10 protein-coding genes and 1 tRNA gene are annotated in these 12,315 nt (G+C 61.9%); 4 read left to right on the forward strand and 7 right to left on the reverse strand.

Features of this window, described 5'->3' with window-relative positions:
- Positions 1-4: 4 nt before the first annotated feature.
- The 4 genes from WNY80_RS11860 to WNY80_RS11875 all read right to left on the reverse strand — a co-directional run bounded on the left by WNY80_RS11860 (position 5) and on the right by WNY80_RS11875 (position 6,716).
- On the reverse strand, positions 5-3,223 hold the full coding sequence (locus tag WNY80_RS11860; RefSeq protein WP_342887593.1) for an efflux RND transporter permease subunit: 3,219 nt from the start codon (positions 3,221-3,223) through the stop codon (positions 5-7).
- A complete protein-coding gene (locus WNY80_RS11865) occupies positions 3,220-4,188 on the reverse strand; it encodes an efflux RND transporter periplasmic adaptor subunit (protein WP_342887594.1) in 969 nt (322 codons plus the stop codon). The genes WNY80_RS11860 and WNY80_RS11865 overlap by 4 nt, the downstream gene beginning before the upstream one ends.
- Positions 4,189-4,377: 189 nt before the next feature.
- Positions 4,378-5,517 carry a glycosyltransferase gene (locus tag WNY80_RS11870; RefSeq protein WP_342887595.1) on the reverse strand — a complete coding sequence of 380 codons (1,140 nt, stop codon included), beginning with the start codon at positions 5,515-5,517 and terminating at the stop codon, positions 4,378-4,380.
- A complete protein-coding gene (locus WNY80_RS11875; protein WP_342887596.1) occupies positions 5,514-6,716 on the reverse strand; it encodes a glycosyltransferase in 1,203 nt (400 codons plus the stop codon). The genes WNY80_RS11870 and WNY80_RS11875 overlap by 4 nt, the downstream gene beginning before the upstream one ends.
- 203 nt (positions 6,717-6,919) lie before the next feature.
- On the opposite strand from WNY80_RS11875, the gene WNY80_RS11880 reads away from it, so the two are divergent.
- Positions 6,920-7,168: a hypothetical protein gene (locus WNY80_RS11880; RefSeq protein ID WP_342887597.1), complete on the forward strand. Its 249-nt coding sequence runs from the start codon at positions 6,920-6,922 to the stop codon at positions 7,166-7,168.
- Positions 7,169-7,295: 127 nt separating this feature from the next.
- Positions 7,296-7,372: transfer RNA gene (locus tag WNY80_RS11885), tRNA-Pro, on the forward strand.
- Positions 7,373-7,660: 288 nt separating this feature from the next.
- On the opposite strand, the gene WNY80_RS11890 is transcribed toward WNY80_RS11885, so the two are convergent.
- Together WNY80_RS11890 and WNY80_RS11895 are read right to left on the reverse strand one after the other, a co-directional pair.
- Positions 7,661-7,906, reverse strand: coding sequence for a hypothetical protein (locus WNY80_RS11890; protein WP_342887598.1), 246 nt, complete (start codon positions 7,904-7,906; stop codon positions 7,661-7,663).
- Positions 7,907-8,037: 131 nt separating this feature from the next.
- Positions 8,038-8,487 (reverse strand): DNA starvation/stationary phase protection protein, encoded by a 450-nt coding sequence (locus WNY80_RS11895; protein ID WP_342887599.1) that lies wholly within the window; start codon positions 8,485-8,487, stop codon positions 8,038-8,040.
- Between the two features lie 457 nt (positions 8,488-8,944).
- Here WNY80_RS11895 and WNY80_RS11900 point away from each other — a divergent pair, with 457 nt between their 5' ends.
- A complete protein-coding gene (locus WNY80_RS11900) occupies positions 8,945-10,108 on the forward strand; it encodes an MFS transporter (RefSeq protein WP_342887600.1) in 1,164 nt (387 codons plus the stop codon).
- A 21-nt stretch (positions 10,109-10,129) separates the two neighbouring features.
- Here WNY80_RS11900 and WNY80_RS11905 read toward each other — a convergent pair whose 3' ends face one another.
- Complete coding sequence (locus tag WNY80_RS11905; RefSeq protein ID WP_342887601.1) at positions 10,130-10,654, reverse strand: NUDIX domain-containing protein; 525 nt, start codon at positions 10,652-10,654, stop codon at positions 10,130-10,132.
- 398 nt (positions 10,655-11,052) lie between these two features.
- Here WNY80_RS11905 and WNY80_RS11910 point away from each other — a divergent pair, with 398 nt between their 5' ends.
- Complete coding sequence (locus WNY80_RS11910) at positions 11,053-12,294, forward strand: efflux RND transporter periplasmic adaptor subunit (protein WP_342887602.1); 1,242 nt, start codon at positions 11,053-11,055, stop codon at positions 12,292-12,294.
- Positions 12,295-12,315: the final 21 nt, after the last annotated feature.

Here is a 12,315-nt window from a genome sequence, read left to right on the forward strand (position 1 = left end):
CGTTTCAGGTCCGCAGCACCCGGTAGATCGCCGGGATCACCAGCACGGTCAGTGCCGTTGACGAGGCAAGCCCGAACAGCAGCGAGATCGCCAGTCCCTGGAAGATCGGATCGGTCAAAATCACCGCTGCCCCGATCATCGCCGCCAGAGCCGTCAGGATGATCGGCTTGAAGCGGATCGCGCCTGCCTCGATCAGCACCGGTGTCAGCGGCGTGCCCGGAACATGGGCATGGCGGATGAAATCCACCAGCAGGATCGAGTTGCGCACTATGATGCCGGCCAGCGCGATAAATCCGATCATCGAAGTGGCCGAGAACGGTGCGCCGAACAGCCAGTGGCCGATCAGGATGCCGATGAAGGTCAGCGGCACCGGGGTGAGGATGACCAGCGGCGCCTTGAACGAGCCGAACTGCGCGACCACCAGGATATAGATGCCGAGCAGGGCGACACCGAAGGCGGCTCCCATGTCGCGGAAAGTCACCCAGGTGACTTCCCATTCACCGTCCCAAAGCAGGGTCGAGACCTGCTCGTCGGCGGGCTGGCCATGCAGCGCGATCACCGGCTTCTCAAGGTCCGTCCAGTCCATCGCGTCAAGAGCCTCCTGAACCGCGATCATGCCATAGAGTGGCGCTTCGTAGGTGCCGGCCATTTCCGCCATCACCATTTCCGCGGCCCGGCCATTGTGACGAAACACCGGGAACGACGAGCGTTCTTCGGACACGTCCACCACGTCACCCAGCTCCACGATCGAGCGGTCACCCGGCAGAACATTGGCCGGGATCGGCGTGGTCAGGAAGCTCTCGTCGACCATGCGTTCCGAACGCGGGCGTTCAAGCCGGATGGCGACCGGCGTGCGCCCGCCGCCACGGTGGGAATAGCCGACGGTCTGGCCGGTGTTGAGGATGGCGATCGTGTCGAACACGTCCCGCTCCTCGACCCGGAAGAACTCGAGTTCGTCGGTCGAGATCCTCACCCGCACCCTGTCTGCCGGCTGGCCCCAGGAATTGTCGATATCGACAATGAAGTCAGCCGAACGGAAAGCCTCTTCCACCCGTGCCGCAACCGCACGGCGGGTTTCCGCATCGGGGCCGTAGATCTCAGCAAGCAGCGTTGCCATCACCGGCGGACCTGGCGGCGGCTCGACCACCTTCAGGCTGGCGCCTTGCGGCAACGGAATGCTGGCGATGCGCGAGCGGATATCAAGCGCAATCTCGTGGCTCGAGCGGTCCCGTTCGCCCTTCGGCGTGAGGTTGAGCGCAACATCACCCAACTGCGGTTCCGAGCGCAGGAACGAATGCCGCACCAGGCCGTTGAAGTTGAACGGCGCCGCGGTTCCGGCATGGGTCTGGACCGATTTGACTTCCTCGAGCTTGAGCACTTCCCCGGCAATTGCCTGCGCGATGGCATCGGTGGTCTCCACCGAGGTGCCTTCGGGCATGTCGATCACAACGGACAACTCCGACTTGTTGTCGAACGGCAAAAGCTTGACCGTCACGTGCTTGGTGTAGAACAGCGACAGCGAGCCCAGCGTCATGGCGCCGACGACCAGCAGGAAGATCCAGGAACTGGTCTTGCTGGCAAGGATCGGGCGGGCCGCGGCACGATAGATCCTGCCAAGCACACCGCCGGCCTCTTCGCCTTCACCGTGGCCATGGTGCATCGGCGCGCGGCCCGCGATCTTCAGCATCAGCCAGGGCGTCACCATCACCGCGACAAAGAACGAGAACACCATTGCAGCCGACGCATTGGCCGGGATCGGGCTCATGTAGGGGCCCATCATGCCGGAAACAAACAGCATCGGCAGCAGTGCTGCCACAACGGTCAGCGTGGCGACAATGGTCGGATTGCCGACTTCGGCCACCGCTTCGATGGCCGCCTGCTTGCGCTCGCGCCCGTCGCCCATGCCCCAGTGCCGGGCAATGTTCTCGATCACCACGATGGCGTCATCCACCAGGATACCGATGGAGAAGATAAGCGCGAACAGCGAGACGCGGTTGAGCGTGTAGCCCATCACCCTTGAGGCAAACAGGGTCAGCAGGATCGTCACCGGGATGACGATGGCCACCACCAGCGCCTCGCGCCAGCCGATCGCCAGCCAGACCAGGATGATGATCGACACCGTCGCCAGACCCAGATGGTAGAGCAGCTCGTTGGCTTTCTCGTTGGCGGTCTCGCCGTAGTCACGCGTTACTTCCACCGCCATCGAATGCGGGATCAGGGAGCCCTCAAGCGCCTCGGTGCGTTCGAGGATCTGCTCGGCGACCAGAACCGCGTTGGCGCCAGCGCGCTTGGCAATCGCCAGCGTGACGGCGGGTGTGCGGTTGATGCCGCCTTCGGTCCCGTCCTCGGAACGCGTCACCGTTGCAACGATCCGCGCCGTGCTGTCGGTGGCAAAGGAGATGTCGGCCAGGTCACGCACATAGACCGGCCGTCCGTCACGGGTGGTGATCAGCAGGTTGCCGATCTCGGCCGGTGCGTAAAGCGTTTCGCCGACCATCAGTTCGGCCGACTTGCCGTCAATCGTGACTTCGCCTGCCGGAAAGGCGCGATTGGCGCCGCTGACCTTGCCGGCAAGCTGCTGCAGCGTCACGCCATTGAGCGCCAGCCGCTTAGGGTCGGGCGCAATGCGGATGATCTCGTCGGTGTCGCCCACCAGGTAGGTCAGCCCGACATCGTCGATTTTCGACAGTTCGGTCCTGAGCTCGCGGGCCACCCGGGTCAGATCATTGGCGGTGACCGTTTCCCCGCCTTCGTGGGATGGCGTCAGCGTCAGGGAAACAATGGCGACGTCATCGATGCCGCGGCCGACGATCAGCGGTTCGGGGATGCCGACCGGGATCCGGTCGAGATTGGCGCGCACCTTGTCATGCACCCGCAGGATAGCTGAATCCGTCTGCGTGCCGACGATGAAGCGGGCGGTGACCAGAACCTTGTTGTCCGAGGTCTGCGAGTAGACGTGCTCGACACCGTCAATGCTCTTGACGATGGTCTCGAGCGGCTCGGTGACCAGCTTGACCGCATCATCGGCCTTCAGCCCCGGCGCGCCCAGCATGATGTCGACCATCGGAACCGAGATCTGCGGCTCTTCTTCACGCGGCAGCGTCAGCAGTGCGACTATGCCGAAGGCGAACGCCGCCAGCAGGAACAGCGGGGTGAGGGGGGAGGTGATGAAACCGCGCGTCAGCTGGCCCGCGATTCCCAGTCCGGAAGGTGTGGTCTTCATGGCAACACCACCTTGTCGCCGGCCGAAACGCCGCTGATCACTTCAACAAGTCCGGAATGCTCGCCGTCTTGAACAGCACCCAGTATGACCGTGCGTTCGACGATCTCGCCATTGTGGTCTTCCACCGACATGAAATCGATGCCGTGCCGGTTCACCACCGCTTCCAGCGGCGCCAGCAGGGCGGTGCGGGTGCCGATCGGTACTTCGACCAGGATGCGGGCATTGACGAAGGCGGTGTCGAGCTTGTCGACCTCGACATCGGCAATCACCCGGCCATTGTCGATCTGCGGATAGATCTTGGCCAGCCGGCCCTGGGCTTCTTCGCCTGCCGTTGCAATGCGGATTTCAGCGCCAGCCTGCAGGCTGCCTGCAAACCGCTCCGGCACTGCAAGCCGCAAGAAAAAGCCACCCGATCCGATGGTCGCAACCGGTTCGCCCGGCATGATCACCGATCCGCGGCTGGCGGGCACGGTCAGCACCCGTCCGTCGGCGGGCGCAATGACAGCGCCTTCGGTCTCCTGCTGGGTCAGCACGGCGCGCTGAGCCTGCGTCGCGGCGATCTGGTTGCGGGTCACCTCGACATCGGTCGACAGCTGCGCCAGCCGCTGCCGCGTGACAACGCCGCGTTCGACCAGCGTCTCGCCGCGCTTGAGTTCGGCTTCTGCCGTTTCAAGCTGTGCGGCGTAGGCCGCTAGCTGTGCGTCGAGTGCCGCGATCTGGAAGGCAATCTTGTCATCCTTGACCAGGCCGATTTTCTGTCCGGCAGTGACCAGGTCGCCCTCGCTGATCGTCAGTTCCTCGATCACCCCACCGATACGGGCGCGCGCCGGCACGATGTCGCGCGATTCGACACGCGCCTGCACGGCTTTCCATTCGGTGACGTCTGTAGGCGACAGCATCAACGTCTCGGCCTGCGCAACACTGGCGGAGACGGAGAGAAGAAGCGCAAAGCTGAGCATTTTCATGGTTTGCCTCATTTCAAAGGGTCTGGGCGGACACCAGATGAAGATGGTCGAGGAATGATCGCCTGTCATTGCGCGAGATCAATCGCCCGGTGTCAAGTTGCGACCTATATAGGCGCTTATATGTAAGATCGCAAATATAAAATAATTTGAGCCAAATGAGGGGGCTGGCAGACCGGGGAACCGGATGTTTCAGGCGAGCTTGTCGTCGAGCAGATGAACCGGGAACAGCATCGCGTCGATCATCCGGTAGAAGTCACCCGCGGTCCGGGTGTCGCCCATCTTCATGTTGAAGTGGAGGTGGCCATTCCTGACACCCTGGAAGCGGGGCAGTTTCGGGTTGCGCCTGAACTCCGGCTTGAAGCCCGTCAGCACCCGTTTGCCACGCCAGTCCGCGATGGCCTTGGCGTAAGCTGCCTTCCTCGCATGGAACTGCTCCCCGGAAGTCTCGGTCTCGCAGTCATGGGCGCAGGCGGTGATGAAATTGTCTTCCCAGCCGTCGAGCTCTATGCCGTAGCTCCGCTTGAATGCCTCGATCGCCAGCGCGGCGGAGGCTGCGGCTCCCATTGCGGCGGAGAACGGGAAATCCTCGAACGGTTTTGCTTCTGCCTTGTCGGCAGACAGGGCAGGGCTGCCTGCCGTGGTCCGGACCGAGAGCGGGCGCTCCCAGAAAACCGCGCTCCGGGCAAGCACGACGGTCTTGCAGATATTGTCGATGGCCGGCGCTGCCTGTTCGAAATAGACCCTGGAAAACGCCTCGCGTGTCCGCTCAAGCAGCTCCCGCCGGACCGCGCCGTGCCAGACGCCGAAATCGCACGCCGGCCGGTCGCCGGCGCCGTCCCAGTAGAACTGGCTCCGCATCAGGTCTTTCTGCTCCGGCAGGGTGACGAGGCTCCCTGTCGGAATTTTTGCAATCTCGCGCCCTGTGCCGAGTTCGGGCGGGATGTATTCGGCCCGGCCCCAGGATAGCGCGTCGGCGTCGGGTACCCGCTTCAGCGCCGCCGTGATCACCTCGGCGATGTCAGGCGCCGCATAGTCGGATGCGCCGATGATGCTGATCCACGCGCCACGCGTTTGCGGGATCATCCGGTCCCAGCAGGCACTGATATCTGCCGCTGGGGCTTCGCCGTCATCCGGGCCGGGCGAAACCAGCCGCAGCCGTTTGTCTTTCAGCTCCCGAACGAGATCGGGCAGGCCGGTTGCCGGGCCGTCCGTGAAATCCGCAATCACGATTTCAAAATCGCTGCGTGTGCTCTCGAGCATCTGCCGGATATTGCCGGCAGTCGCGGCGTCCGCTTTCATCACCGGGATGCAGATCGACAGCAGGGTCACAGGGCGAACACCTTTGTGCCAGCCAGAAGGTGCTCGACCGGCATGATCGCATTCTCGCCAAACCGGTAGAATTCGGCCGGTGTGGCGGGCGCGATGCCTGTCTCGCGAATATGCAGCACGTCATCGGAAAGCCCCGACAGCTCGTTGACCGTCTTCGGCGCCACGAAGGGGGCCGGTTTGAACAATCCTGCCCATTGTCCGCCTTCCCAGAGCGCAAAGCCACGCTCGAAACAGCTGACCTTGGCGTCGTATTCCTCGCGGGTGTAGCAATATTTGCATTCATCCATGGCGGCAGAGGCGAAATTGGGGCCGAAACCGGTGAGGTCGATCGCATAGGTGCGGCAGAACCAAGCGGTGAGAGTTGCAATCGTCAGGCATACCGACGCGCCGGGGTCGATCAGCGAAAACGGGAACTCCGGCTGGACCAGGTCGATCCCGCCCTTGCTTTCGCGCTCGAATGTATCGAGCCGCTGCTTCATCACTTCGCGCGAATGGCTGGCCGCCGAGTTGGATGCAAGGCAGGCGCCGAGAACAGAGAAAGGCCGTTCGCAGTGAACCATTTTGGTGGCCTGCGCCACGACCTTGCAGGTGTTGTCCCAATCGACAACCGGATGCTCGAAATAGCGGTCTCCATAGCTTGCCTTGATACGCTGCATCAGCGATTTTCTCACCGCGCCATGGTAGATGCCGATGCCCACCGATGGACGGCGCTTGCCTTCGCTCCAGCGGAACAGGCGGTCCGCCAGTGTCTGTTTCGGGTGCACCGAGATGCCGCTGCTCATCGGAATGCTGGCAAGCGTCGAGGTCGGCCGGTTGTCCGGCCACTGGTAAATCATGCAATCCCAGTTGATGGAATCGACGTCGCGGTGGAGAACCTCCAGCCGCTGGATCAGCCCGGTCACCCGCGTGTCGATGAAATCATCGTCTCCGATGACTGAAATCCAGCGCCCCCGGGTCTCTTTAAGCGCACGCTCCCAATTGTCGACCATCGACAACACCGCAGGGACGGGAGGGATCAGCCGGAATCGGCTGTCCTTGAGAGTGGTGGCGAAATAGTCCGCAAGCGGGGCAGGGTCGTCTGAGTTGTCGGCAACGATGACTTCGAAATCATCGCCGTCCGCCGCGGCCATGGCCTCGATGGTCTTGATGCAATAGGCCTGACGATTTCGCGTCGGCAGGCAGACTGTCAGGTAAACCATCGCGAGCTTTCATGTGCCACATGTCTGATCCAAGCCTGCCAGATCAAACTTGTGTCATGCTTGCTCTGCTTGTTGACCGGGCGCGGCGGATCGGGTCTCTTGTCCGGCGAAGTCCCGTTTCAGGGCTGGCATGCGCAGAACATGGCGGCCCGCGGCACGGCGATTGACCCAGGAAACACGACACATCCAGGAAGGATGACGCCATGAGATGGGCACTGGTAGATTTTGGTCACGCCTTTTACCGGCCGCTGATGCGGCGGGTCATCATCTTCGTGCTGCTTCTGGTCTGGACCGGGGTGGAGTTTTTCTCGGGCTCCACCGGCTGGTTGGTGTTTTTCCTGGCGCTTTCGGCCTATGTCGGCTGGGGGTTCTTCCTCTCCGGACAGCCCGATGCACCGCTTGACGGCGAAGCCGGGACCGCGCAGACGCCGCCATCGGAAGATCAGAAATAGCCGCATCCGGGCAAAAGCAATTCGGGCAGGTGCCGGGATTGCAAAAATCATCCGCTTCAGCCAGGATTTTCCGCAGCTGGGGGCTTGTAGCAACGATTTTGCCGGTCTATAAGCCAGCCGCTGGTCACGGAGTGTAGCGCAGCCTGGTAGCGCACGTCGTTCGGGACGACGGGGTCGGAGGTTCGAATCCTCTCACTCCGACCAGCTTATCTTGATAATACTGAGCTTTCCCATTCTCTTGCTGGTCGGCAGGGGAGTGCTGACCTGAGCCTTGTCACTCTTGCAGCCCAAAGTGGAAGCAAGGCCCAATGCGGGCTCGAAGCTTGCGGCCGGCATTGGAAGGAAGCGCTGCCATGTGTGGCAGCGGCATCGTCGTCGAACGGTGCAGTTTTTCGCGCTGCCGAGCCCGGTGCCGCGATTCTGGAGAAACCCGCCAGCGAGACGACGCGCATCTCGCTTGCTGCCTTCAAGTCCGGCGCAGAGGACTCGGGTTCAATCCTTCTTGTGTCTGTCCGGGCCTCCGGTGTGGCTTTTGCGGGTGATCGAGACCGGGTCGCTGGCCGGAAACGTGTCTTCCAGCCCTTCTTCCAGCTCGTCGTCGAGTTCCTGATCGAATGTATCACCCTTGGCGGCTTCAATCGCCGCATCGCGGCTTGCATAGACAGGCGAATGACGGCCCTTGATCACATAGGACCAACCGCCGTTGCGCTGTTCGAGTTCGTAGTCCTTGCTTGTCATGGAGTACTCCTTTCGCTCGCCAACGCTGACCGGGCGGCATCGTTCCGTCTCACGCGCTCTCGATTGGTCTTGCAGATCAAGACTGTCTGCAAGACCTCTCATGAGACGCAAGGATTGGCGTCGCGGCTGAATTAGGCCAGCGTTGATCGCATCATCCATGCTGCCTTCTGATGTGCCGTCTGTCGAGCGATAAGAAGATCGACGGACGATTCATCGCCGGCGTCCTGGGCAACCTTTATGGCCTCCACGATGATGGTGATGATCTTCTCGTTGTCCGCCAGCAGTTCGGCCAGCATGTCGTTGGCGGCAGGGATGGTCTGGTTTTCCTTGATCGTCGCCAGCTCGGCAAACTTTGCGTAAGTGCCTGGCGCATATTCGCCAAGTGCCCGGATACGCTCTGCGATTTCATCAAGCGCCGTCCACATTTCCTGGTACTGCTCTTCAAACATCAAGTGCAGCGAACGGAAGTTCGGGCCCTCGACATTCCAGTGGTAGTTGTGCGTTTTCAGGTAAAGCACGTAGGCGTTTGCCAGAACCTTGGACAGGGCGTCGGCACAGGTTTTCTTGGAATTGTCAGCCATGATTTCGGTTTCTCCGTTTGACAGGGTTTCGGTGCAGAATTCCGGTTGTGGCCAAAGTCCGGTTTTGCCTCGAGTGTCGCGACACCGCCTTTGATGAGGTGGGCGATGGTCTCGCCGCTGGTCGTAAAAAAGCGGGCGTGTCCCACCCCCCATTATCGATGCGGAAGATCAGACTTTCTGGAGTGCTCGAGGCCTTGCCGGGCGCGTGGTTCGGTCACCAAGGCAGGCTAACAGGGATGGCACGCCCGCCTTTGACACATGTCAATCGTCGCGTGTCGCCCGTTGGCACCCAGCCGGCCCACCGTCGCAAATTGGCGGATGAACACTGGCAATAGGTCATGGCGCAGCCTGCCGGTTTGGACTAAAGCTGAATCAGCTTTCCGGGGCTGTTTCGTTTTGTCGGACCGGTTGCCCGCACGGTTTGCTCCCTGTTGGATTTGCTCAAGGCCTGTCCCCGATGTCCAAGCCGGAATTTGCAGCCACCCGCTATTATGCCACAGCCTTCTGGGCACCTGCGGTCACGGTCACCTACCTGCCGATCTGGCTCAACGAGCGCGGCATCTCGGACGCGCAGATCGGGGTGATCAACACCCTGCCGATGGCGGGCATGTTGCTGTTCAGCGTTTTCGTCGGGCGCCTCGCCGACAGGGCGTCGGACTGGAAACAGGCGATCATGATCGGCACCGGCCTGGCCGCATTCTGCTCGCTGTTGCTTGGTTTTGCCGAAGGCTTCTGGATGATCCTTCTGATCTGGACCATGGCCACACTGCCGGCCGGTCTTGTCAGTCCGGTGGCCGACGCGGCAACCATGCGGCTGTCATTGCGGCTTGGCTTTTCATTCGGGGTGACCCGGGCCTGGGGCACCGTCGGCTTCCTGTCCATGTGTTTTGTCACCGGTTACCTGGTCCTGTGGTTCGGTGCAGCCTCGTTCGTCTGGCTGTTCGCCTTTGCCTGCCTCGCGCGGTTCCTCGCCGCAGTCGGCCTGCCGCGGCTGCGCGATGCCGGTCAGCCGCGCATCAAGCCTGAAGGAACATTCCTGTCGCGCGAAGTCATCGCCGCATTCCGGCCCTGGGTGCTGCTGCCGGTGATTGCCGGCGCGGTGCTGTTTGCCAACCACATGGTCATGAACGCGTTCTCGTCGCTGGTGTGGAAACAGCAGGGGCTGACGGAATCCACCATCGGCTTGCTGATCGCGCTGGGAGCCGGGGCGGAAGCCGCGACCATGTTTGCCTGGAAGCGCATCAACATCCGCTTTCCCGCCCGCGTTCTCATCCTGATTGCCGGCGTGGTCTCGGTGCTCAGATGGATCGGCATGACCCTGTCGCCGCCGCTGTGGGTGATCGTGCTCATGCAGCTGGGTCAGGCGGTGACCTTCACCTTCTCCTATCTCGGCTGCCTCTACTTCATCGCCAAGCGCACCAGCGAAGACATCTCCGCCGAGGCGCAGAGCCTGTTCGGGGTGATGATGCAGGGGCTGTCGATCCTGGTTGTCTCGAGCTTTGGCGTCGCGTTTGGCGTGATCGGCGTCAACGCCTTCTGGATTTGCGTGGTGCTCTCGGCGCTTGCGATCGCGATGGTGCAGCTCTCGCTCAGAATGCGCGGCCCGGATCCGTCCGACTGAGCGGCGATAGCGGGATCAAACTCAGAACGTCAGCTCGGGATACCGTTCCGCGTAGATCCGGATCCAGGGCGTGAACCGCTCGGGGTGCTGCGCGATTTCGGCATGAAGCGCGTCCCGCGTGATCCAGCGGGTGTCCTCGACCTCGAGCGGGTTGGGCAGGATCTCGAGGGTCGTCCGGTCGGCCACGCCGGTATACATCGTCACCTTTTCGTTCTCATGCAGACCATTGCCGACATCGGCGGAATACTCGACCACCTTGCGGCGCGACAACGGCACGGAAAATCCGAGTTCTTCGGTCAGCCGCCGTTCCGCGCAACTGTCGACGGATTCGTTCCAGTGCGGATGGGTGCAACAGCTGTTGGCCCATTGTCCGCCACAATGATATTTCGATGAAGCCCGCTTCTGAATCAGCAGATGATCGCCGTCAAAGACGAAAACCGAGACGGCGAGGTGAAACAGCCCATCGGTATGGGCCTTGAGTTTTTCCACCGGGTACAACGATCCGTCTGCTGCAATCGCCGGGATAACTGTTGGAGCCGTGTTCATGATCATGTCCCGTTCTTCGCGCAATCCGGCACCCGGCTTGGAGTTTGCCCATAACCTCGCCAAAGCCGGGCGGCAAGTCAGGGTTTGCATCCTGTGTCGAGCATGTAGGTCAGCCGTAGCCAATGGTCCATGCCGCCGATATGCTCACCCGGTCCTTGCCGCTGTCGTTTCAGGACTTCCGTAGGCGCGAAAGAATGTCGGGCAACGTGAAAATGCAGACTTTCGAAATTCTGAAAGATGTCTAATAGTTAAGGTGATTTTCGCGAACGGTGCGCTATGTCCCCAAACGGAACAGACAATTCAGCGCGGAGTTTTCGGCATGCCGGATCCGGATCCAGGCAGGAAACCGCAGGCGCGGTGGCTGCGGGATTCGCCTGATTTTAGTGAAAGAGACGAATTTGAAACTCTGGAAACAAGTACTTTTGTCGCTGGTCCTGATCGCTGTTGCGTTCGTGACATGGTCGTGGGTCTATCCCGGAGCGCATGATGTCCTGGTCCGCAACGGACTTGAACGGATATCGCTGTTTGCACCGTCTGCGGACGCGGAGAAAGGCAACGCCGCCGGGACCCAGCGGGCAGGCGGCCCGGGCAGCCGCCGCGGGGCCCGCGAGGCAATTGTCGTTGTCGCACCGGTTGGCGAAGGCATTGTCAACGACAAGCTCACCGCCATCGGAACCGGCCAGGCCATCCGCTCGGTATCGGTACGGACGCTGGTCTCGGGCCAGATTGTCGACATTCCGGTCCGCCCGGGAAGCAAGGTGGAACGCGGCGATGTGCTCATCCGCCTTGATGCCGCCCAGGAAGAGCTCGCGGTCGAAAGGGCCAAGCTCACCGTCAAGGATGCCAAGGCCAAGGTTGAGCGCCTGGAGAGCCTGGTCGCCAGCCGCGCCGCCTCCAGTGTCGAGGCCGATCAGGCCCGGAACGCGTTTGATGCGGCAAAGGTGGCGCTCAGGGAAGCCGAACTCAACCTCGCCCGCCGCACCGTTACCGCGCCGATCAGCGGATCGCTTGGAATCCTGGCCGTCAATGCCGGCGACTACGTCACCAGCCAGAGCGAGATCGCCAGCATCGATGACCGCAGCCAGATCCTGATCGAGTTTTTTGTGCCTGAACGTTTTGCTTCGGGCATGGAAGTCGGCAAGGAGGTCACCGCAACCGCCAGTTCCCGTCCGGGCGAGCGCTTTACCGGTACGATTTCCGCGGTCGACAACCGCGTCGACGAGGCAAGCCGTACCTTGCGGGTGCGTGCCCAGATTGCCAACCCCGATGACACATTGCGCGCTGGTATGTCGTTCGAGGTCACCATCGGCTTCGAGGGCGAACGCTGGCCGGCAGTCGATCCGCTGGCAATCCAGTGGGATTCGGCCGGCTCCTACGTCTGGAAGGTTGTCGACGGCAAGGGCGAGCGCGTCGATGTTGCCATCATCCAGCGCAACTCCGATTCCGTTCTGGTCAAGGCAGACCTTGAGGTTGGCGACGAAGTGGTGACCGAAGGCGTGCAAAGCGTCCGCCCCGGCGCGGCGGTCACCATCATCGGCGGCAGCCGGAAACCGGCTGACAGCAGCGAACCGAAGGGGGCGGATCAGCAACCGACGGCCCAGAGATTGAAGAACGGCAAATCCGGCGGAAGCGGTGCATGAGCGAGCGAAACGAAGACCTTG

This window comes from Hoeflea sp. AS16, assembly GCF_038900095.1.
Lineage (GTDB): Bacteria > Pseudomonadota > Alphaproteobacteria > Rhizobiales > Rhizobiaceae > Hoeflea.